Below are 20,666 nucleotides of genomic sequence, written 5' to 3'. Positions count from 1 at the left end.
CATTTCCCGTCGTTGACTGCGCCTTGGCGCATCAGCCGTCCGCGCGCCGGGCGAGCAACGCGCTGGCGGCCCGCGAATGGGGCTTGCGGCCCAGAAAGCGGCTGATGTAGGCGCCGGCATCGACGAGTTTGTCCAGGTCGATGCCGGTCTCTATGTCCATGCCGTGCAGCATATACACCATGTCTTCGGTAGCCACATTGCCTGTGGCGCCCCGGGCATAGGGGCAGCCGCCCAGGCCGGCGACCGCGCTGTCGTACTGCCACAGGCCCATCTCCAGCGTGGCCAGCGTGTTGGCCAGCGCCTGGCCGTAGGTGTCATGGAAATGGCACGAAACGGCGTCGATGCCGTAATGCTGCAGCGCCGCCTGCACCGCGCGCCGCACCTTGCGCGGTGTGCCCACGCCGATGGTGTCGGCCACGCCCACATGCTGCACGCCGATCTGCTTCATCAGCCCCGCCAGGTAGGCCACGCGCTCGGGTGCGACGTCGCCCTCATAGGGGCAGCCCACGGCGCAACTCATCGCCCCGCGCACGGCAATGCCGGCAGCGCGCGCGGCCTGGACTACCGGCGCAAAGCGCTCGATGCTCTGGGCAATGCTGCAGTTGATGTTCTTCTGGCTGAAGGCTTCGCTGGCCGAGCCGAAGACCACGATCTCGTCAGGCCGGTCGGGCAGTGCCGCAGCAAAGCCCTTGAGGTTGGGCGTCAGCACCGAATAGACCACGCCCTGCTGGCGCGCGATGCCGGCCATCACCTGGTGGTTGTCCGCCATCTGCGGCACCCATTGGGGCGACACATAGCTGGTGACCTCGATGTTCTTCAGGCCCGCGTCCTGCAGGCGCTGCACCAGGCCGATCTTGATCTCGGCCGGTACCGGCGCCGGCTCGTTTTGCAGGCCGTCACGCGGGCCGACATCGACGATCTTGACTTTGGCAGGAAGGCTCATGGTGTGACGCTCAGGCAAAAGCGGGGACAGCGGGGACGGACAGACTCCCCTATTGTGTCGGATAGACTGCGCGCGCCGACGCGCCAGCGCACATCCCGCGCGCCACGCGCCACGCCAGGAGCCGCCATGGATTCGAGTTCGCCCGTCAACACCAGCACCGTGGCCGCAGAGGGCGGCACCCGGATGACGGCGCCCAAGCCCGATGCCGCACGGCACGAGCGCCAGGCCCCGCTCGCCGGCGAGCGCCAGCCGACAGCCACGCCCGCCAGCACTTCGGCATGGAGCGGCAACCCGCTGATCGTCACCGTCGCCCCGAATGGCGCCTACAAACAGCCCCGGGACCACGCCGCCTTGCCGATCACCGCCGACGCACTGGCGGCCACGGCGCGCGCCTGTCTGGATGCCGGGGCGGCCATGCTGCACATGCATATCCGCGACGCCCAGGGCCGCCACAGCCTGGACCTGCAAGGCTACCGTGCGGCCATCCACCGCGTGCGCCAGGCGGTGGGGCAGGCGCTGGTGCTGCAAATCACCAGCGAGGCGGCCGGCATCTACCGCGCAGCGGCACAGATCGCGCTGGTCGAGGCGCTGCGCCCCGAAGCGGTGTCGGTGGGCCTGCGCGAGTTCGACCAACCCGAGATCGGCGAAGCCGGCTTGCAGCGCTTTTTCACCGGGCTGGCGCGCCAGCGCACGCTGACCCAGATCATCCTGTACGACCTGGCCGACCTGCGCCGCTGGCAAGATCTGCGCGCGCGGGCCGTGGTGCCGCAGGCCCCCTGGTCGCTGCTGTTCGTGCTGGGCCGCTACAGCGCCGGCCAGACCTCCAGTCCCCGGGATTTGCTGCCCTTCGTGACGGCCCATGAAGGGCCCGAGCCTTGGGCGGTCTGCGCTTTCGGCGCCACCGAAAACAGTTGCATCGCAGCCGCCGCAGCGCTGGGCGGTCATGCCCGCGTGGGCTTTGAAAACAACCTGCTGTGCAAGGACGGCAGCATCGCCCCCGACAACGCCGCCTTGGTGCGCCAGGCCGTGCAGGTCGCGCAAGCGCTGGGCCGGCCGCTGGCCACGGCCGATGACATCCGGCAATGGCGGTAAAGCAGCCCCGACCAAGACCGCCCCGACCAGGAGCGGCGCGCAGCGCCCGGGCCAGCGGGCAGGCGCTGCCGGCGTGACCATGGTGCGCCCGCCTCGGCCCTGCCTGGCCAGCGCCCGCCTGTCACCCGGCCAAGCCGCATCGCGTCAATAGCCGCGCGCCGGGTCCACCACCCCGGCCACGGCCCCGCCTTGCTCCAGCGTGGTGATCTTGTGCGCAATCTGGGCAATGCTCTCCTGGCGCAATGTGCGGGCCGAGATATGGGGCGTGACGGTGATCCGGGGATGGCGCCAGAACGCATGGTCGGCGGGCAGCGGCTCGCTGCGAAACACATCCAGCGTGGCGCCGGCGATATGGCCGCTATCGATCAGCGCCAGCAGATCCTCATCGACCAGATGCGCGCCGCGCGCCACATTGATCACATAGGCGCCCGGTTGCAGCCGCGAGAGGGTCGTGCGGTTCATGATGTCCACGGTATCGGGCGTGAGCGGCAGCAGGTTCACCAGCACGCGGCTGGCCGCCAGAAATGCATCGAACCCGTCGGCCCCGCTGAAGGTGCGAACCCCGTCCATGGCGGTCTTGCGCGAGCGGCTCCAGCCATTGACCGGGAACTCGAACTGCGCCAGCGCGCCGGCCACCCGCTGCCCCAACACCCCCAGCCCCATCACGCCCACCGGCAGATCCGCGCGCCGGCGCGGCGGGCGCAGGTCGTCCCAGCGCCCGGCCCGCATTTGGCCCGCATAGGCATCGAACTCGCGCAAATGGCCAATCACCGCATGGCACACATATTCGGCCATCTGCACCGCCATGCCCGCGTCATCGAGCCGCACCACCAGCGCTGCGGGCGGCAGGCGCAGGCGCAGCAGCGCATCCACGCCCGCGCCCAGGTTGAACAAGGTTCTGAGCCGCGGCTGCTCGTCGATGAACTGTTGCGGCGGCTTCCAGACCACGGCATGGTCGGCCTGCGGGGCACCGGGCTGCCACAGGCTGATGTCAGCCTGTGGCAGTGCGGCGGCCAGCCCTTGCAACCAGGGCCCGGCCTGGGTGCCGGTACAGCAAAAGGTGATTTTCATCTGGTTGACGAGCCTGGCCCCGGCACTGACTCCACAGTTAGGGCTGCTTGGTTCCCCACCTGACCCGGTTGGCCGCTTTACCATGCGGGCAGGCCCGTCGGCCGCGATTGTAGCCGCAGGCCAGTCCTGTTTTGCGCGCCCGGCCCGGGCTGCGCTGCCGCGCTGCCCGGGCCGTAGAATCGGGCGCATGTCCTACCTCGTGCTCGCCCGCAAGTACCGACCGCGCAATTTCGCCGAAATGGTGGGGCAAGAGCATGTGGTGCAGGCCCTGAGCAATGCGCTGACCCGGCAGCGCCTGCACCATGCCTATTTGTTCACCGGCACGCGCGGCGTGGGCAAGACCACGGTGGCGCGCATCCTGGCCAAGTCGCTCAACTGCCAGGGCCCGGATGGGCAGGGCGGCATCACCGCGACGCCCTGCGGCATCTGCCCGGCCTGCAGCGACATAGACAGCGGCCGTTTCGTCGATTACACCGAACTCGACGCCGCCTCCAACCGGGGCGTCGACGAGGTGCAAAGCCTGCTCGAGCAGGCGGTGTACAAGCCGGTGCAGGGGCGCTTCAAGGTCTTCATGATCGATGAGGTGCACATGCTCACGAACACGGCGTTCAACGCCATGCTCAAGACGCTGGAAGAGCCGCCCGAGTACCTCAAGTTCGTGCTGGCCACGACCGACCCGCAGAAGGTGCCGGTCACGGTGCTCAGCCGCTGCCTGCAATTCAACCTGCGCCCCATGGCGCCGCAGACCGTGCACGCGCACCTGGTGCAGGTGCTGGCGGCCGAACAGGTGGCCGCCGAGCCCCAGGCCCTGCAACTGCTGGCGCGCGCGGCGCGCGGCTCGATGCGCGATGCGCTGTCGCTGACCGATCAGGCCATCGCCTTTGGCAGCGGCCAGTTGCAAGAAGCCGCCGTGCGCCAGATGCTGGGCGCGGTCGACCGCTCGTATGTGTTCCGGCTGATCGATGCGCTGGCGCAAGGCGATGGCCGGGCGGTGGTCGAAACCGCGCAGGAGTTGCGGCTCAACGGCCTGTCGGCCGCATCCACGCTCGAAGAGATGGCGGCCGTGCTGCAACGGATGGCAGTGCTTCAGGCCGTGCCGCAGCAGGCCGACGCAGTGGATGCGCAAGATCCCGAGGCGGCAGAAACCGCCCGGCTGGCCGCCGCAATGCCGGCGGACGAAACCCATCTGCTGTACAGCCTGTGCCTGCACGGGCGCGGCGAACTGGGGCTTGCGCCCGACGAATACGCGGCGCTGACCATGGTGCTGCTGCGCCTGTTGGCCTTCAAGCCCGGCGGCGCGCCGAGCGAAAAAAAAAGCCTGCACCAGCCTGAAGCCGCCCCTTCGGGCGCGGTGCCGGTATCCGTGCCGGTCCCGGCACCAACACCGGCACCGGCACCGGCTGCTGCTGCTGCGGCTGCGAGCACCCCGGCAGACCCTGTGGCGCCAGCGCAGACCATTGCGCCGGCGCTGCTCGACCCGGCCGGTGCCGAGAAGTCCGGTGCCGCTGCGGTGCAATCAGCACCGTTGCAGAATGCGCCTGAATTCGTAGCCATTCCGGTGCGGGTGACACCCGAACCCGGAGCCCGCTTGCAGCCCACGCCGCATTGCGCGTCCATGCCAGCGCCTGTATCGGAGCGTTGTACCCCGACCGAAGAGGGCGACATCTGGCATGCCACCGTGCAGGAACTGCTGGCCGCAGAGGCCATCACGGCGCTGGCGCGCGAGTTGGCCTTGCAATCGCAACTGCTGGCGCGCGACGACGGGCACTGGCTGCTGCGCGTCGACAGCGAGTCGCTGAACCAACCCACGGCGCGCGAGCGGCTGCGCGCCGCGCTACAGGCCGCAGGCCATGCCAGCCAAATCCGTGTCGAGCTGGGCGTCGTCTGCGACAGCCCCGCCCGCCGCAATGCCGCCGCCACCGCCGAACGCCAGCGCCGCGCGCAGGCCATCGTGGCCAACGACCCCTATGTGCAGTCGCTGATGCGCGAGCACGGCGCGAAAATCGTGCCGGGCAGCGTCAAACCTGCATGAACCCTCCAGCAAAAAGGAAACCCCCATGTTCAACAAAGGACAGCTCGCCGGCCTCATGAAGCAAGCCCAGGCAATGCAGGACAACCTGAAAAAAGCCCAGGACGAACTGGCGCTGATCGAAGTCGAAGGTGAATCCGGCGCCGGCCTGGTGAAGGTGCTGATGACTTGCAAGCATGATGTCAAACGCATCCGCATCGACCCGAGCCTGCTGGCGGAGGACAAGGACATGCTGGAAGACCTGGTGGCGGCGGCTTTCAATGCCGCCGTGCGCAAGGCCGAGGAAACTTCGGAGCAGAAGATGGGCAAGCTCACCGCCGGTATGCCGGGCCTGCCCGGCGGCATGAAATTTCCGTTCTGAAGGCGCGCGCACGCCGCATGTCCTCCAGCAACGCCCTCGATGCGCTGATACAGGCGCTGCGCCGTTTGCCGGGGGTGGGCGTGAAGTCGGCGCAGCGCATGGCATTTCATCTGCTGCAGCATGACCGGGCCGGCGGGCAGGCGCTGGCGCAGGCGCTGCACGACGCGCTGGGGTCGGTGCAGCATTGCGCGCGCTGCCACACCTTCACCGAAGCCGAGACTTGCCGCACCTGCCTGGACCCGGGGCGCGACGCCACCAGGCTGTGCGTGGTCGAGACGCCTGCCGATCAGGCAGCGCTGGAGCGCACCGGGGCTTTCAAAGGGCTGTACTTCGTGCTGATGGGGCGGCTCAGCCCGCTCGACGGCGTCGGCCCCAAGGAGATCGGCCTGCAAAAACTCATCGCGCGCGCCACCGAGGGCGGGGTGCAGGAAGTGATCCTGGCCACCAACTTCCATGCCGAGGGCGAAGCCACGGCCCATGTGATCAGCCAGGCGCTCAAGCGCCAGGGGCTGCATGTGACCCGGCTGGCGCGCGGCGTGCCGGTGGGCAGTGAACTGGAGTATGTGGACCTGGGCACGATCGCCCATGCGCTGGTCGATCGCCGTTGACCGGCAGGCCAGTGTCGCGTCACCGATCAGATGTCGCAGGCTGCGCGCAGCCATCGGAGCGCAGCGCAAGGCGCATCGCGCAGCCCATACCGAGTCGGACCTGCGAAATTCATTTCGCTATCGCAGCGAACCGCGCGGCGGCGCGTGATGGCGTGATTTCGTTGGATGCGAAGAAGTGGGGGACGCCGATGAGCGTGCGCAGCAAGGCGATCAGGCGCAATAAAAGGCCCTTGAGCCCGAGGCGCATGATGGCGCGCAGCAGCCAGCGGATGTTGTAGCCCGCCGCACACAGCACTGCATGCAGCGCGTCACCGGTGGCACCCTGCAGCCAGCACCGATCCATCCCGTTGTCGTGCTTCAGGTGTCCGATGGTGGGCTCCACCGCCTGCCTTCGCTTGAGCCAGCGGCGCTGGGCATCGGTCAAGGACTTGAAGCGCCCCCGATGAATGATCTGGATGCCCGGATTGGCTGCGTCCACGCCCCGGAACCCCAGGTCCACCACTGCCTGCTTCGGGCTGGCGCCCGTGTCCTCCGTCAGGATCTTGACCTGCTCGAGTTGCTCGGCCAGCGTGTGGCCGTCATACGGGTTGCCCGTGAAGCTGCGCGCACCGACCACCAGCCCCTGCTTGTGCGTGACGGCCACGCTGACCTTCACGCCAAACTCGTAAGGCCGGCGCGCCTTCCCCTTGCCGATGCACTCAACTTCGGGCGCGTGCAATGCATAGAGTTTGTTCTTGTCCTTCGGGCGCTGGGTGCGAATGCGCTCGGCGCGGCCCATCAGTGCGCGCAAGCGATCGACGGCAGGCACCGATGTCGCAGGCAACTTGCAAAGCTTGCGCTGCACTTCGCGCAGCACGATACCCAGTACCGTGCGCTGGCGCTTGAGCACCTTCTTCAAGCGCTTGAACTGCTTGGCGTGGGCGTAGCCGCCAGCCCTGCGGCGCAGGTTCTTGCCTTCCTTGGCGAAGGTCTGCTTCAGCGCGATGCCCGCGCGCTTGGCGGCAGCCACCACCTTGGCGCGGGCGATCTCCAGCAGGCGGGAGTCCACGGGGTGGGCGATGGCCTTCTCCTGGACGGTGGTATCCACGATCACGCGCTCGAACTCGGCCGGCTTGATCGCCTTGGAGGCCACCGCAGTGTCGATGGTGGCCTTCAGGAGTTCCTCGACACCGGCCTCGCCCAGGATCGAGCGGAAGCGCCCGATCTGGGTGGCGTCGCAGGGCAGGCGTGGCTCGTAGAAGGTCATGCCGCTGAAGAACTGCCACTGCACGTTCTCGGCCCAGCGCTCGACCAGTTCCTCGTCGCTGAGCTTGTAGACGTGCTTCAGATACAGCAGGCTGGCCATGAGGCGCAGGGGAAGACGCGGGCGGCCCGCGGCGGCGACACCGGCGCCCGCGACCTGGAGCGAAGGGCCGAAGAGATCGTCGTGTTCCAGAACTCGACCGGCACGGACCCGACGCGCGAAATAAGGTGCCAGTGCCGCTTCGATCTGCGTCCAGGGAAGACGGCTCGCCAGCACCGCCAGCGGGTGGCGCAAGTCGATCATCTCGGCCAGACGGGAGCGGAAGAAATCAGCCGTGTCGGTGGGCTCGGGCATTGCGCAAATCTCTCAGGAATCAGCTGCCTGTTCAACGAATCCTGGGAGATTCGGTGGACCACAAAGAGCCAAAAATCCAGCATTCATGCGGGTCGCAGAGAATTTGCAGGGCCGACTACCGAGCGTATTGGCAAGCGATGCAACGCCGCGATGCGCTCCGATGGCCAGCGCAGACCGACAGATGATCGGTGACGCGACACCAGGAGCCGCAGGCGCGGCGAACGGGCCTCATTTCATCAAACTGCGCGCCACGGCCTCGCCGACCTCGATGCCATCGACCCCGGCGGACAAAATGCCGCCCGCATAGCCCGCGCCTTCGCCGGCGGGGTACAGGCCGGCGGTGCCGAGGCTTTGCAACTGCCCATTGCGGCTGATCACGAGCGGTGACGAGCTGCGCGTCTCGACCCCGGTCAGCACCGCATCGTGCATGTCGAAGCCCTTGATCTTGCGGCCGAACACGGGCAGGGCCTCGCGCAGCGCAGCGATGGCGTAGCCGGGCAGGGCCGCATGCAGGTCGCCCAAGGTCACGCCGGGCCGGTAGGAAGGCGCCACCGTGCCCCATTGCGTGGAGGGCTTGCCGGCCATGAAATCGCCCACCAGTTGGCCCGGCGCACTGTAGTCGCGCCCGCCCAGCACAAAGGCGTGGGACTCCAACTGGCGCTGCAGCACCATGCCGGCCAGCGGGTGGCAGTACCCGGGATGCAGGGCCTGGACGCCGTAGCTGCGGCCCAACTGGGCCTCGAACGCGGCGTCATCGCGCGGGTAATCGCTCGGGGTGATGCCCACCACCAGGCCCGCGTTCGCATTGCGCTCGTTGCGCGAGTACTGGCTCATGCCATTGGTCACCACGCAGCCCGGCTCGCTGGTGGCGGCCAGCACCGTGCCGCCAGGGCACATGCAAAAGCTGTACACCGCGCGACCGTTGGCCGCATGGTGCACCAGCTTGTAATCGGCAGCGCCGAGCAGCGGGTGGCCCGCGTGGCGGCCCCAGCGCGCACGGTCGATCAGGCCCTGCGGATGCTCGATCCGCAGACCGATGGCAAACGGCTTGGCCTGCATCGCCACGCCGCGTTCGTACAGACTGACAAAGGTGTCGCGCGCGCTATGGCCCGGCGCCAGCACCACATGGTCGGCGCGCAGCCCGGTGGTCTGGCCGGTGGCCAGGTCGAGGACGGACAGGCCGCGCAACTGTCGGCCAACGGCGCCCTGGCGCACGACGTTGATATCGGTCACGCACTGCCCGAAGCGGACCTCACCGCCCAGCGCAATGATCTGCGCGCGCAGATTCTCCACCACCCGCACCAGCTTGAAAGTGCCGATATGCGGATGCGCCAGGTACAGGATCTCCGGCGGCGCGCCGGCTTTGACCAACTCGTGCAACACCTTGCGGCCCAGGTGGCGCGGGTCCTTGATCTGGCTGTAGAGCTTGCCGTCCGAGAAAGCGCCTGCCCCGCCCTCGCCGAATTGCACATTGCTTTGGGCATGCAGCACGCGCTTGCGCCACAGATCCCAGGTGTCCCGGGCCCGCTCGCGCACCGGTTTGCCGCGTTCCAGCACGATGGGCTTGAAGCCCATTTGCGCCAACACCAGCGCCGCGAAGATGCCGCAGGGGCCAAACCCGACCACCACCGGGCGCAGCGGCAGATCGGCCGGCGCCTGGCCCACGGGGCGCCAGGTCATGTCCGGGCGGGGTTGTATCTGCGGATGGCCGGCCCACCGGGCCAGCAACGCGGTGGCACGCTCAGGTTCGGCCAGCGTGACATCGACGATGTACACCGCCAGCGGCAGCGCCTTGCGCGCATCGAAGCTGCGCTTGAAGACATCGACCCGGGCAATGTCGGCCGGAGCCAGATTCAGCAGTTCACAGACGGCGGCCCGAAGCGCTGCCTCGGGGGCCTCGGCCAGCGTGAAAGGCAGACGGATCTCCGACAGGCGGATCATGCCCGGCGTGGCATGCCCTCGGCGCACGAGCCGATCGTCATCGACCAGATCTGACAGTCCGACCGTGCCTGGCGCGACGCGCACATCATCCCTGGGCATGCACATGAGCGCTCGATGCTTCTTGAAATGTGGTGGCTTTGGTGGCGGTCGGTTGCTGCCAACAAGAGTGCTGATTGTAGCAATTGGCAATGGGGCGGGCATGGAGGGATGGCGGGTGATGCCCGCCGAACGGGTGGGAGAGCATCATGCAGGCGTTTCCCCAAACAGGGAGGAAGTCCCCGTGATCGTCGTCGCCCAGACGGATGTACTCTAGTGTCGCGTCACCGATCATCTGTCGGTCTGCGCTGGCCATCGAAGCGCATCGCGGCGTTGCATCGCTTGCCAATACGCTCGGTATTGGCTGCGCGATGCGCCTTGCGCTGCGCTCCGATGGCTGCGCGCAGCCTACGACATTTGATCGGTGACACGACACTAGCCGCCACTGATCCACGCGCCGGAGGTCGGCCAGCGTGATCGAGGTGTCGGCGACCGCCTCGCAGGCATCGGGCGCGACGTCGGTCGCGGCATCCGGCTTGCCGTAAGCCTGCTCGAAAAGCCCGCGCAACTGGTGGGCGACCTTCTCGGCGGACTCACGCGCCTGCTGAAACGACCAGAGCCGTGCTGCGTCATCATTGCCAGCAAACCCTGTTGGCCATCGCATCATTGGCAGATCCAAATCCATGGGAAAACACGGTTTTTTGCCCTGAATGATCGATGCGAAAATTCCCGCAACGGTCTCTGGCCATTGCAGAACCCGCCCTGGGCGTAGCCGTGACTGAATATTTGTCAAGCTCTCCATCCTCAACCACGACGGCAATATCATAGAGCGCGCTCCCCTCGGTGGGAGAAACGCTGAACCTGGCCGGAAACTGCGTCGGATCATCCGCCCTCACACCGGCCCTGTTTTTATCGTAGCGAAAATTCTCCGTATAAAACCGCTCCATCCATTGCTGCGCACTGACCAGGATGGTCTTGGCGTCCGCGCGCCGGGATTTGATCACCTGCTCCCTGAAGGAGGGATAGGCCAAGGCAGACAAAAGACCTACGATCGCCACGATGATCATCAGCTCGATCAGCGTGAAACCGCCCTGCACATGTTGGTGTTTCATGGTTGGTCCGTCCTCCCCAATCCAGAAACTTCCCGCCATTGCAAGCGTGGCGCGGGGTTGCTCATGCACAGCACGGCATCGGCGCTACTGCCGATGACCCTCTTGGCGCGTTGCCCGGGGCCGCAGATGGCGGCCTTGGTGCAAGTGCTTCCCGTGCAGGTGCAGCCCGCTTGCCCGGCTTGACAATTCTTGGTGAAAGCCTTTTGGGTTCTGTCATGGGCCAGGCGTACCTTTTGATCGCCAATTTCCCTGGCGGTGACAAACACTTGCGTGTCGTTCAGCGTGATGCTGCCCTGGAGATTGCGCTCGGTTTTGCCTGAAATGGGATCCACGGTATACAACGCGGCAAGGGGGCTTGAAAAACAAGATGCCGTCGATCCGGTGTCAGCCGCTTTCGGACGAACCGTCACAAACGACAAAACGCCTGATTCCAGAGTCGGGTTTGACAGAACCGCCTCCCCGGGATTTGGCAAATCCATATACCAGCCATTGTGGCGCGACCAATCCAAAGCGGGAGCATCGGCGGCGCCGATGACTTTGCCATCCTGGTTTCGCGTGTATGCGCGGAGCGCCAAAGTATCGGTACGGATGGGCCGCGTTCCCACGAAGGATGGCCGATCCCAAATGCCATAAATCCGCTGCGGCACCCCGAGCTTGGGGAAATCATGGGTTTCAAATGCATTACCGGTCGCAAAATTGACCATGAATCCGCCCTTGCCCATGTACATGATCTGTGGTGCAGTCGTAATCGCATCGCTGGCAGTATACAGAGGCTTATTGACCGTTCCTTCCTTGAGGGCCACCTGCCACTCGTTCGGCCTGTCACTTTGCAAATCAAATTTCCAGAGATTGCCTTTGAGATCGCCCGCATAAGCGACATCCGCCGTGCCATTGCCATCGATGTCCTCCCAGCGGGGCATTGACAGGCCATTACCAGGGCCGGCATCAGCCACAATCTTTGTGTAGCGCCCCGTCCAGCTACCTTCATCGTTGGGGCCATCCACGAAAAGAACATACAACACCGCCTTACCCGGAGCGGTGCTCGGCATGGATTTGTAGCCATTGCCCAAAAGCAGGGCATATTTGCCATTGTTCATCCTGACAACCGGCGTAGCCTGGTTGGATGCAGCATGAACCGACACCTCCCCGGTGATATGTCCCAGATCCTCATCATCGGTCGAGGTGAATTGCCACTTGAACACGCTGGCGGCATTGCTTTCGGTCAAATCGGCAACCACGGTGGCATCCAGGGCAAAAATACCTTTGCCACCACGCCCCAGGGTGCCGAATACATAGGTTTTCCAATCGTCCCCCACCATGACATCGGCAGAAAAGGGATGGCCGTCGACATAGGCCCAGACCGTGCCTCCTGGGGGATGCCTTTCGGGGCCGGTCACGAAATTGCTCCCTTCCAGTTTCGTGCGCGTGGCTGCGCCCCGCTGCAACGGAATCTCCGCCAGCCGATTGGCCAATGCGCCTGGCACATAGGCAAAAACCTCAGCACCTGTGTCGGGATTGAACGCGTGCAACATACCATCGTTGGCGGCCAGCCAAATCAGCTTGGCACGGTCTTTATGCGCGCTGAAAAAAGCACTATATCCAATACGCTCATCCGCCGATCTGAAGCCTGCCAAGACTGGGCCGGGGGGACCCTGGATCCAGGGAGTCGCATTCACCACGGGGCCAAGCAGGCTGTCTGCGCGCTGGCGCAGCCCGTTCGGGTCTTCCCGCGAATGGTCTCCGCGAATATAGTTCAGCGCCAGTTGTGCATTCGCTTCCGACAATTGATTGGTGCCCTGTTCCGTCATTTTCTTTCTGTAATCTTCAGGCAAGTCTGCCCACCTGAATCCGACGCCTGCCGCCCGGCCATTTCCGTCATTGGTAATGATGGCCCTGTCATTTCCGGAAGAGAGCCTGGTGCGCTCCTTGAGCATTGCACCCGCTTGCCAGACGGGCGTGGCCTGAAACTCACCTTCTGCATCGACTTCGTAAGCCTCCAACTCACCTGACACGGTAGTTTCGGAAAATCTTGCCACGAATTTTCGGCTACCGCCTGTCAATTGGGCTGATGCAATGGCTGGTGCAGAATTCAAACTTTTTGCCGCCGCATGGAGCGCAGTGCGCAACTGCGCTTCCAGCAACTCCGGGCGGCGGGCAAGAAAGTAACCGTCTGGAACGCCGTCCTGCCCAACGCTTCCGTCCGTTCTGACACTGTCCCAGCTATGGTTATTCTGGGTAGGAGGCATGAGCAGTGTGCTGTAGGTGCCATCGGTGTTTTCTACGCTGGATTTGAATGAACCGTATTTTCCGACGTACCAGAGTGGCTCCTTGATGAGGGCATTTGCTTCGCCTGCCACATGAAATGTTTCGTCATGAAAATAATCCATGTTCCTTGCCTCGCAATAATTGTCCGCAACGTAGCACACGGAATGCGCATAGTCCACGCTTGCGTCGGTGAGAAGTGTTTTGCGCCGATAAGACGCATCACCGCACAGATACTGGGATGTCGGTGGCATGTCACGCAGTTGCCCCCATGCTTCTGTATAATCGTCCCAATATATCTGCCCCTCAAATTCTTCCCCCTCTGCATTTCCGTATTGATGGGTGAGATACCGCCCGTCAGCATTGACCAAGTTATTGGCAGCATCTCTTTTCTGGACTCCGATGATGCTGAAACCATATGTCCCACCCAGACTGGAGCAGAGATTCGAAATATCTGTCCGAACCCTGATATCCCAACCGGAAGGTGAATTCACGTTTCTGATCAAGTCATAACGGAGAAAACCAACGACATCCATGTCATAATCGGCGGCCAAAAATTGATCGTTCCATGCCACGAGGAATGCGCCATGGGTCGGACTGGAACTGATCGATGCAAAGACCAGGGGGGCATTCGGCTTGCCGCCGCTGTGCACGCTTTCAGGCGTGATGGTGATGTATCTTCTGGGGTTGAGCAGGGAGGGAGGGTCAGAAGGGTTGGCGGTGGAGTCTGCAACAGGAGGCGCAGGAACAGGAACGTCGATGCGCGGCGCTCCGCCCGAAAGGGAAACTGCCATGGTTTTGACCTTCAATGCATTCTCCACCCTGTCAAGATCCGCAGGACGATGGCTGCCCAAGTCGCGAATCGGCTTGGTATTGCCATAGAGCGCAACCCCCGCAATCTGATAGCTCCCCTCCAGGGCGGGAGCCTCGGGGCAAATACCCCGCACATCTGAAAGCTGTTGGACTGTTTTGGCAGAGCACGACTTTTCATCATTGCCAGGTACGGAGCCTACCGAGCGGGCAGTGCCATGGATGCCTTCGGCTTGGCCTATTTTGTTGACAAAAAAATCGAGGCCGGCATTGGAATTCGGCAGGCTGCTAAATGGACTGGCCGCTTGCCCATCATAACTGAGGGTGCTGGAAGAAATCGCCAAAGCGTTCAACGGACGGCAAACGGCATTGCCGTATCTGGCTCTGCGTGCCGATGAATCGATGAACGGATCGCGCCATGTGGCAACCGGCATGCCGGCACTGCTGTCAGCAGCAGTGACTGCCGGGTTGCTGGGCACAGGTGTCGTGCCGTTATAGGCATAGTATTGCAACGTTTGCGCGAGCATTTCACCCAGAGGATTGAGCCATGCCGTATTGCTCTGATAGCCACGCGTTCTGCGGCCATAAAGAGACATCGTGTCGAATGTCTTGATGGCGCCAACGCCTGTCGCTCGACCATCTGGCAAGGTTGCGGGGCAACCGGATCCGGAGTTATGGCAAAAAACGCCGGTCGTGCGGTTGATCTCGTCTTCCAGGTCTCCCATGTTCTTTCGCAACGCCCCTGCTGCCCCTCTTATGTGGCCATCCTCATTGTAATTGTCATAACTGCCGGTGATCAATCCGAACTCCGCCCGGGCCGCATCTCCGGCAGTTTTGGGATGACCGAATTCCTGGAGCAAGCCATAGGGCTTGAAATTCGTCACAGAGTGCGGCGGAAACGCCTGGCAACGCTCTGCACCCAACCGCGCCGGGTCGCAGACCTTGACCCGAACATTCAGTTGGGGCCCGATACCGGAATAAGTGGCGCCACTCCTGGCCATGGACGGCAGGGATGCTTCATGGTGGACAGGTCGGTCTCCGATTTTTCCATCACCTGCATTTGCACTGGAGTAAGCGCGTGAGAGTTTGGGGCCAAAAGTGCCCGCACCTTCACGATCTTCCTCGATCCACCGACAGGCTTCCCAGTTGACGGTAGACCAAAACCGTACATTCCCCTTGACCAGACGCATGACGGGTTGCGACATTTCGTAATCATCAGCGTTGCCGGTCAGGCAAATACTCAACCCCGCATAATAACCGGCGTTGGCAGAGTCGTCGGTAGCGGGTCTGGTGAGCATCGCCTGATCGAATGGTGTGTAATCACGAACATCGGTACCATTGTAATACTTGACAAACGAGTGTGAATCTTCCACCAATTTGGCTCCCATCAAGACGGTCGATCCATTGATGTCCAAAACCCTGTAGCCGCCATACAGCATTTTACGGACGATATCCAATCGGGTCATCGTGGTCCAATTGAGGAAGTTGCCGCTCCAATGGGATTCCCGGGGTGAGCAACTGTATTTGGTGGCAGTTGCCGAGCCAACGGTGACGGAGGTCTGGATGGCCATGGCAGCCGGATTGAATTGACCGGCATCATTGTCGTAAGCGTAGCATTTTCTTGCATCAAAATAACCGTAATACTCGAAAGTCGGCTTGAAAGTGGTGTCGATCACACCATCATCATCGAGATCTTCAAAATCCGTGTAAACGGGCCCGAAAAGCAAATGGTCTTTGGACGCAGTCAGCATCACCATGGGCTTTTTGGCTATGGCGACAATGTTCGGTGGTATCGCGATGACCGGTTTCGATACCTCGACATCTGCGTGCACGGGCGCTGCCGACAGATTCATGCTGCTGAACATGATGGCCAGCAGCAGACTCGACTTGATGTTGTCTGATGTTTTCATGGTGCGTTGGTACATGTGATGAATGGTCATGGTCTTGTTCATCATGGAAAAAACACTGTCTGCAAAACGACCTGGGTTCTCCGCGAATACCCGAAACCCCGTGCCGTGATTCTGTACATCCGTGCCCACTGGTTGGCATTTTCGGCCGTGGAGGTGACGCTGGTCTCTTCGAGATTCATGCGGATATTCTTGCGCATGAACACTTCAATCAGGTATTCCGGCTGTTTCTCCACGCCACGGATGGGAGGAACACCGGTATATGTGCCCAAGGGAACGGCGCCCTTGAATGTGAGACAGTTATTGTCGTTCACGGGGTTTCGCCCTGGCTTACTGGTCTCATCATCATTCCACTGCCCACCTTTGTTCTTTGGCCACCAGGGTTCCACATTGGAACTGCTGGAACTGCTGGAACTGCTGGAGCTCGCAGTATCCCAATTGCTGCTGGCATAGCTGGTGTCATTCGTGTCACAAAGACCCTGCGCGCAATCCGCAGTGAACTCAATAGGGTTCAAGCCATATGTCATGCCGGCGGAGGCATTGCGTCGGCACGATGCGCCTTCCTGCAATACCCCCATCGAAGCGCTGTCTATGTCCCGTTCGGCATCCCGCAGTGCCGATTCTGCGGCTTGCCGGGCGACTTCATGGTCCATCTGATTGCGTGCCATGTTTTCGGCCAGCATCGATTGTCGGGCGGTCCAGACGCCGATGCCGGTAATGGCGATCAGAAACAGCATGACGACCACCAATGCAACGCCGCGCTCTTGCGCTTTTGCTGCACCGTGCGCGTTGGGGACGGGTTTCATCAAATATCGCATGGCCCGTATCCTAGTAATATTGTTTCATATTATTGCGCAAACCGAATTCTTCAACATGCCGGGTGATGGTGTCGCCGGCGGGATGGTCTTTCTCGGCACCGTTGCAATCGCGGTATGTGCTCGGTGCGCCTGGCAGGCGCGTATTGCCGCCAAGGGTGCGCGTCAGCAGACAAACGCGCACCACGGTCACATTTCGCCAAAGGAGCGGGGCATTGCCATCGATTTGTGTTGCCGTATGAAACTGCATGCTCGTTCCGTTGTGGATACCGTAAGCAAATTGCAGGTCTTCCAGTCCTGCGATGATGGATTGGTATGCTGTTTCATCCGTTGCTCCATGGGGGCTTTTGCCATTTCCGCTGCACACCAGGCTCTTGGTGCCGATCTCTTGAAACTGATCGGCGACTCTGACATCCCTGAGCGTAAAGCGATTCGACACAAATACGGGCAGTTGCGGGGGTATGGCTTCATTCGTCTGCGTTGGAGGACTGCCGTTCGAGTTTTTCTTGCGTACATCGTTGCTGGGATCGCCCCCTGCCCCGGCCTCACCGGGGGCCACATCGTGGCCAGTGCAGTCCCAGCGCTGGCCGGCATTGCTTCCCATGGTTTTGGTGTCGCTGGTGAAATAGTTGATGACCAAGGTATCCGCCGCGTCCGCATCCACCGTGGGGCAGGTGCTGGTTGTAACGTTGAATTCGCCACCATCGCAGCCAAAAATACCGGCTTGGAACGCTGCGGGTGGCCAGCCCTCGGCGGGGTTTTGCCAGTCGGTCGCTACCCGTGGATCGGATGGCAGCGGGGGATAGGTGTCGTACATGCCCTGTTGGGCGGGGTCCGAAAAAATCGGCGCCACCGTGGCAGGATAAAACCCTGCATTCCTGATTTCATGCCCCAGCATTTGCATCACGAATGCGCCGGTTTCACGGCTGCTGCCGGTTCTGTCGATGGCCCGTTGTGATTCGCGCGCTGACAGATATACATAAGCAGCAGCGATCATGACGACCAGGCTGATGGTCATTGCCACCAGCAATTCGACGAGGCTCAGGCCCTGTTGCGCTCGGATCGATTTGAACATGGTGCTTACGGGATAAAAGAAAATCGGGCGCAGCGAACCCCGGCAGGGGCAGCGGCCTCCGGCGGGCAGCAAGTTTGCTGGGCCATTCCTGTTTCACTACCGGAGCAGACAGGTGTGGCAACCAAAGCCTGCGGACCACCGTCAGTGGCCGGCTCCACTAGTTCATTGTCAAACCACATCATGGTGACAGTCAGCCCGTTCTTTCGATTGCCTGAAATCAGGGCGGCACCTTGCGGCAGGCTATTGCGGACCCGTTGCCGCCAGGCCTGCAAATCATGGGTGGCACGCTGTAAAGGCGTACAGGGTTCCGTTTCACAGTTCGGCGTTATGGGGTCCAGCGCGGCCAATTGTTGGGCTGCCCAGGCGTCGCCGATGACGTACTTTGATGCGATATCCGCCCCTGTCTCGGCAAAACGCTTTCCTGCGGAGTCCGGATTGATCCGGACCCGCTCCGACAAATCCGAGAGCAAGGTCGATGCTGACGAACGCGCCCAGGTGTTTATCTTGTACTTCAATGTCGCTGCCTGAAGCCCTGCAATACCCAGCAAGCCGATGGACAAGACAACGATGGCCACCATCACCTCCACCAGGGTGACGCCGCGCGCGCATTGCAGTGATGGCGGGGCGGTGGATTTTCGTTTTGAATGATTCATGAAAAATGCCATCAATGGTAATTCGTGCATGTTTTATTGGGGGGAATCATGCGGGTACGCCCCAGACCATTCATGCAAATATTGAAGGCGAATTTTTTTGTCAGTGGATCTTCGCTGCTTTTGTAAATCAGATTGAATTGTTCCAGATCGGCATTCGCAAGCCCTCCGTGCGCATTGAAAATCATTTTTGTTTTGCCGTTCTGCGCCAGCAAGCTGTAATCCGCGTTTGCTGCCGGACGGGCCAGCAACATATTGATGGGGTCTGCTGGGGCCGTGGCGTCGTTGTTGCAGATGGGGTTGAGGAAAAGAATCCAACCCTTGTGCCAATCGGTCGTTGGCGTGGTGCTTGCGCAGGCGGGTGCGTCAGCGTCTGCATTACTGCTCAGGCACAGGGTGACACAGGTATTGCGATTGACGGCCTCGCTACGGGCTTTCAGAACGCTGCTGATGAATTCGTTGCCGAGATTGGTCAGCTTGCTGCGAACAATGAAGTCCCGCACCGCGGGCGCCGCCAAACTGCCCAGGATGGCGGCCAGGGCCAGCGTCATCAGGAGTTCGGTCAGCGTGAAGCCTCGCGCCACGGTGCGCAGACGGCTTTTCGGGAGTTGCTCGCGCAGCCGTTGCATGCTTGGGTGGGCAGCGCCAGCCCGGGGTGATTGATGGATCATGGATGTATCTTATGTGTCTTATTGAAACTTTATGCGCAAAAAGTATCCGTTCATCCTGCCAATTCGACCGTTCACTGAAAAACATCCGCCAAGGGACGGGGCTGGCACAGGGCGGCAGGTTGGCTGGATGCACGAGCGGGTGCCGGTCAAGGCATGGGTGCGCTGCAACGATGCTCGTGTCACGCTGCGCAGCGTCTGCCAGGCCCATGGGCGCATGTCTGAAGCAGTTCGGCAATCAATGAAACATGAGTCTCGTATTGTAACTTAGTGCTGTAGGAAGTATCTACTTATCCTGTCGACTCGGTCGATTGCTGAAACGCATACGCCAAGGGACGGGAATGGCACAGGGCGACACGGTGGGCTGGATGCGCGCACGGGTGCTCTGCGACGATGGCCGCACCACGCTGCGCAGCGTCCGCCAGGCCGGTGGTGGGGGCGGGCCTGAAGAACACCGGGACAAGGCTGTGCGCAAGGGTTTTGCGCGAGGGCAAGAAGGTCTGTTCCACAGCCCCGCAATCAACGAAACATGGGTCCTGCCAGCGCCCATCGATGCCCGCAGAAGTGGCGATGCGTCAGACCGAATGGCACTTGGGCGACGAAGACCGGCTCGTCGTGGATGGGATGTGCCGCAAGGGGCGGCATCAGCGCGCCGTCAAAGGCGTCCCGGGCCAAGCTGCGGCGGACAAGCGCTTGCGCCGGGTGCCTTTCCATTGCACACCCAAGCCGGTGGGGTCGAAAACGGAAAACAAAGCACGCCAAGGGCTGGCGTGGGCTTCACGCAGACCACCGTTTTGCGCCACCTCAAGCAAGAACGGTTTTCAAGGAGGCCGAGGCCACATCGGCGCCATGCATGGGGCGGCGTTGCGTGATTGACAGGCTTTGGCCCGATCGTCGGGCCGCGTTTCGGGAGGCCAGGACGGTCAGTCGGGCACCACCGCCGTGGCCTCGATCTCCACCTTGGCGCGCTCATGCATCAGCGCTACCACCTGCACGCAGGCCATCGCCGGGAAGTTGCGGCCCAGCACCTCGCGGTAGGCCAGGCCCAGTTCCGTCAGGCGGGCGTTGTACTCCCTGCGGTCGAGCACATACCAGGTCAGTCGCACCAGGTGCTCGGGGCCGGCTCCGCCTGCTGCCAGCACGGCGCGCACGTTGAGCAGGGTCTGGCGGGTTTGGGCGATGAAGTCATCGCTCTCGAACTGCTGCTGCGCGTTCCAGCCGATCTGGCCGCCGGTGAAGATCATCGTGCCGCGTGCGGCCACGCCGTTGGCGTAGCCCTTGGGGGAAACCCAGCCGGGTGGTTGCAGGATATTCATGGTGTAGCAGCAGGCTTGGAGGGATCGGGATTGTGGGTCAACGGGTGCGGCGCGCAGCGCTGGAGTTTGCCGGTTTCGGTGCGGGGCAGCGTGCTGACGAATGGCACCACGCGCGGGGTGTGGCAGGGGGCGGCGCCGGTTCTCAGATGCTCTGGCAAGGCCCGGGCCATGGCGGCGGCGCCGGTGTGGCCCGGGCGCGGTACGCGCAGGGCTTTGATCAGGGGCCGGTCGCTGTGGCCGGCGCGCCCGGCGGCCTGCCCGGGAAGGGTTGGCACCGGGTTCGCCGCGTTCGCAAGGCGCCGCGCGGGCCACTGCGGCGGCAACCGGTCGTGCACGCAATGCTCGGGCTGGGCGCAGGGGGCGTTCATGCCGG

Annotated in this window: 18 protein-coding genes and 1 other RNA gene; 6 read left to right on the top strand and 13 right to left on the bottom strand. The window is 62.8% G+C overall.

Annotated elements, in window-relative coordinates:
• Positions 1-31 precede the first annotated feature (31 nt).
• Entirely contained in the window at positions 32-943 is a 912-nt protein-coding gene (locus VEIS_RS02500; protein ID WP_011808313.1) for a hydroxymethylglutaryl-CoA lyase, read from the bottom strand.
• Between the two features lie 183 nt (positions 944-1,126).
• Here VEIS_RS02500 and VEIS_RS02495 point away from each other — a divergent pair, with 183 nt between their 5' ends.
• Positions 1,127-2,035 carry a BKACE family enzyme gene (locus VEIS_RS02495; RefSeq protein WP_011808312.1) on the top strand — a complete coding sequence of 303 codons (909 nt, stop codon included), beginning with the start codon at positions 1,127-1,129 and terminating at the stop codon, positions 2,033-2,035.
• A gap of 144 nt (positions 2,036-2,179) precedes the next feature.
• On the opposite strand, the gene VEIS_RS02490 is transcribed toward VEIS_RS02495, so the two are convergent.
• Complete coding sequence (locus VEIS_RS02490) at positions 2,180-3,106, bottom strand: 2-hydroxyacid dehydrogenase (protein WP_011808311.1); 927 nt, start codon at positions 3,104-3,106, stop codon at positions 2,180-2,182.
• Positions 3,107-3,109: 3 nt separating this feature from the next.
• Positions 3,110-3,205: signal recognition particle sRNA small type (ffs, locus tag VEIS_RS25060), an RNA gene on the bottom strand.
• 88 nt (positions 3,206-3,293) lie between these two features.
• On the opposite strand from ffs, the gene dnaX reads away from it, so the two are divergent.
• From dnaX to recR, 3 genes are read left to right on the top strand one after another with little or no spacing between them, the layout of a single operon-like run.
• Positions 3,294-5,138 carry a DNA polymerase III subunit gamma/tau gene (gene dnaX, locus VEIS_RS02485; protein WP_011808310.1) on the top strand — a complete coding sequence of 615 codons (1,845 nt, stop codon included), beginning with the start codon at positions 3,294-3,296 and terminating at the stop codon, positions 5,136-5,138.
• A gap of 25 nt (positions 5,139-5,163) precedes the next feature.
• The gene (locus VEIS_RS02480; RefSeq protein WP_011808309.1) at positions 5,164-5,496 is read left to right on the top strand and encodes a YbaB/EbfC family nucleoid-associated protein; all 333 of its coding nucleotides are present in this window, start codon (positions 5,164-5,166) and stop codon (positions 5,494-5,496) included.
• A gap of 17 nt (positions 5,497-5,513) precedes the next feature.
• Complete coding sequence (recR, locus tag VEIS_RS02475; protein ID WP_011808308.1) at positions 5,514-6,104, top strand: recombination mediator RecR; 591 nt, start codon at positions 5,514-5,516, stop codon at positions 6,102-6,104.
• A gap of 109 nt (positions 6,105-6,213) precedes the next feature.
• On the opposite strand, the gene VEIS_RS02470 is transcribed toward recR, so the two are convergent.
• Both VEIS_RS02470 and VEIS_RS02465 read right to left on the bottom strand, forming a co-directional pair.
• Positions 6,214-7,701 (bottom strand): IS5-like element ISVei5 family transposase, encoded by a 1,488-nt coding sequence (locus VEIS_RS02470; protein WP_011807917.1) that lies wholly within the window; start codon positions 7,699-7,701, stop codon positions 6,214-6,216.
• A gap of 228 nt (positions 7,702-7,929) precedes the next feature.
• A complete protein-coding gene (locus tag VEIS_RS02465; protein WP_041950443.1) occupies positions 7,930-9,642 on the bottom strand; it encodes an NAD(P)/FAD-dependent oxidoreductase in 1,713 nt (570 codons plus the stop codon).
• Between the two features lie 312 nt (positions 9,643-9,954).
• Between VEIS_RS02465 and VEIS_RS28110 the strand changes: the two genes are divergently transcribed.
• Positions 9,955-10,155, top strand: coding sequence for a hypothetical protein (locus tag VEIS_RS28110; protein ID WP_157048370.1), 201 nt, complete (start codon positions 9,955-9,957; stop codon positions 10,153-10,155).
• A gap of 155 nt (positions 10,156-10,310) precedes the next feature.
• Here the strand turns inward: VEIS_RS28110 and VEIS_RS02455 are convergent, their stop codons facing one another.
• Genes VEIS_RS02455 through VEIS_RS24615 form a run of 6 tightly spaced genes read right to left on the bottom strand, consistent with a single transcriptional unit; the run spans position 10,311 to position 18,980 of the window.
• Positions 10,311-10,790: a type IV pilin protein gene (locus tag VEIS_RS02455; protein ID WP_011808305.1), complete on the bottom strand. Its 480-nt coding sequence runs from the start codon at positions 10,788-10,790 to the stop codon at positions 10,311-10,313.
• Positions 10,787-15,802 (bottom strand): pilus assembly protein, encoded by a 5,016-nt coding sequence (locus VEIS_RS02450; protein ID WP_041950442.1) that lies wholly within the window; start codon positions 15,800-15,802, stop codon positions 10,787-10,789. Before VEIS_RS02450 ends, VEIS_RS02455 begins: the two co-directional genes overlap by 4 nt.
• Before the next feature lie 11 nt (positions 15,803-15,813).
• Positions 15,814-16,575, bottom strand: coding sequence for a pilus assembly PilX family protein (locus VEIS_RS02445; protein WP_157048369.1), 762 nt, complete (start codon positions 16,573-16,575; stop codon positions 15,814-15,816).
• A gap of 22 nt (positions 16,576-16,597) precedes the next feature.
• On the bottom strand, positions 16,598-17,659 hold the full coding sequence (locus VEIS_RS02440; protein WP_011808302.1) for a PilW family protein: 1,062 nt from the start codon (positions 17,657-17,659) through the stop codon (positions 16,598-16,600).
• Between the two features lie 5 nt (positions 17,660-17,664).
• Positions 17,665-18,312 (bottom strand): type IV pilus modification protein PilV, encoded by a 648-nt coding sequence (gene pilV, locus VEIS_RS25315; RefSeq protein ID WP_157048679.1) that lies wholly within the window; start codon positions 18,310-18,312, stop codon positions 17,665-17,667.
• 11 nt (positions 18,313-18,323) lie between these two features.
• Positions 18,324-18,980 carry a GspH/FimT family pseudopilin gene (locus VEIS_RS24615; RefSeq protein ID WP_011808300.1) on the bottom strand — a complete coding sequence of 219 codons (657 nt, stop codon included), beginning with the start codon at positions 18,978-18,980 and terminating at the stop codon, positions 18,324-18,326.
• Between the two features lie 567 nt (positions 18,981-19,547).
• Between VEIS_RS24615 and VEIS_RS28105 the strand changes: the two genes are divergently transcribed.
• On the top strand, positions 19,548-19,853 hold the full coding sequence (locus VEIS_RS28105; protein ID WP_198137946.1) for a hypothetical protein: 306 nt from the start codon (positions 19,548-19,550) through the stop codon (positions 19,851-19,853).
• A gap of 47 nt (positions 19,854-19,900) precedes the next feature.
• Here the strand turns inward: VEIS_RS28105 and VEIS_RS02420 are convergent, their stop codons facing one another.
• Positions 19,901-20,293: a RidA family protein gene (locus tag VEIS_RS02420; RefSeq protein WP_011808298.1), complete on the bottom strand. Its 393-nt coding sequence runs from the start codon at positions 20,291-20,293 to the stop codon at positions 19,901-19,903.
• Positions 20,290-20,661 carry an AMP-binding enzyme gene (locus VEIS_RS02415; protein WP_011808297.1) on the bottom strand — a complete coding sequence of 124 codons (372 nt, stop codon included), beginning with the start codon at positions 20,659-20,661 and terminating at the stop codon, positions 20,290-20,292. Before VEIS_RS02415 ends, VEIS_RS02420 begins: the two co-directional genes overlap by 4 nt.
• Between the last annotated feature and the right edge of the window lie 5 nt (positions 20,662-20,666).

The organism is Verminephrobacter eiseniae EF01-2 (assembly GCF_000015565.1).
Lineage (GTDB): Bacteria > Pseudomonadota > Gammaproteobacteria > Burkholderiales > Burkholderiaceae_C > Acidovorax > Acidovorax eiseniae.
This window is presented reverse-complemented; position numbering and strand designations above follow the sequence as displayed.

Bases quoted from the DNA above. Each gene is read 5' to 3' on its own strand.
- VEIS_RS02495 (WP_011808312.1), top strand. From the start codon at position 1,127: ATGACGGCGCCCAAGCCCGATGCCGCACGGCACGAGCGCCAGGCCCCG.
- dnaX (WP_011808310.1), top strand. From the start codon at position 3,294: ATGTCCTACCTCGTGCTCGCCCGCAAGTACCGACCGCGCAATTTCGCC.
- VEIS_RS02500 (WP_011808313.1), bottom strand. From the start codon at position 943: ATGAGCCTTCCTGCCAAAGTCAAGATCGTCGATGTCGGCCCGCGTGAC.
- VEIS_RS02415 (WP_011808297.1), bottom strand. From the start codon at position 20,661: ATGAACGCCCCCTGCGCCCAGCCCGAGCATTGCGTGCACGACCGGTTG.
- VEIS_RS02455 (WP_011808305.1), bottom strand. From the start codon at position 10,790: ATGAAACACCAACATGTGCAGGGCGGTTTCACGCTGATCGAGCTGATG.
- VEIS_RS02420 (WP_011808298.1), bottom strand. From the start codon at position 20,293: ATGAATATCCTGCAACCACCCGGCTGGGTTTCCCCCAAGGGCTACGCC.
- VEIS_RS02480 (WP_011808309.1), top strand. From the start codon at position 5,164: ATGTTCAACAAAGGACAGCTCGCCGGCCTCATGAAGCAAGCCCAGGCA.
- VEIS_RS02450 (WP_041950442.1), bottom strand. From the start codon at position 15,802: ATGACCATTCATCACATGTACCAACGCACCATGAAAACATCAGACAAC.
- VEIS_RS02490 (WP_011808311.1), bottom strand. From the start codon at position 3,106: ATGAAAATCACCTTTTGCTGTACCGGCACCCAGGCCGGGCCCTGGTTG.
- VEIS_RS02440 (WP_011808302.1), bottom strand. From the start codon at position 17,659: ATGTTCAAATCGATCCGAGCGCAACAGGGCCTGAGCCTCGTCGAATTG.
- VEIS_RS02465 (WP_041950443.1), bottom strand. From the start codon at position 9,642: ATGATCCGCCTGTCGGAGATCCGTCTGCCTTTCACGCTGGCCGAGGCC.
- pilV (WP_157048679.1), bottom strand. From the start codon at position 18,312: ATGAATCATTCAAAACGAAAATCCACCGCCCCGCCATCACTGCAATGC.
- VEIS_RS28105 (WP_198137946.1), top strand. From the start codon at position 19,548: ATGCGTCAGACCGAATGGCACTTGGGCGACGAAGACCGGCTCGTCGTG.
- recR (WP_011808308.1), top strand. From the start codon at position 5,514: ATGTCCTCCAGCAACGCCCTCGATGCGCTGATACAGGCGCTGCGCCGT.
- VEIS_RS24615 (WP_011808300.1), bottom strand. From the start codon at position 18,980: ATGATCCATCAATCACCCCGGGCTGGCGCTGCCCACCCAAGCATGCAA.
- VEIS_RS02445 (WP_157048369.1), bottom strand. From the start codon at position 16,575: ATGAAACCCGTCCCCAACGCGCACGGTGCAGCAAAAGCGCAAGAGCGC.
- VEIS_RS02470 (WP_011807917.1), bottom strand. From the start codon at position 7,701: ATGCCCGAGCCCACCGACACGGCTGATTTCTTCCGCTCCCGTCTGGCC.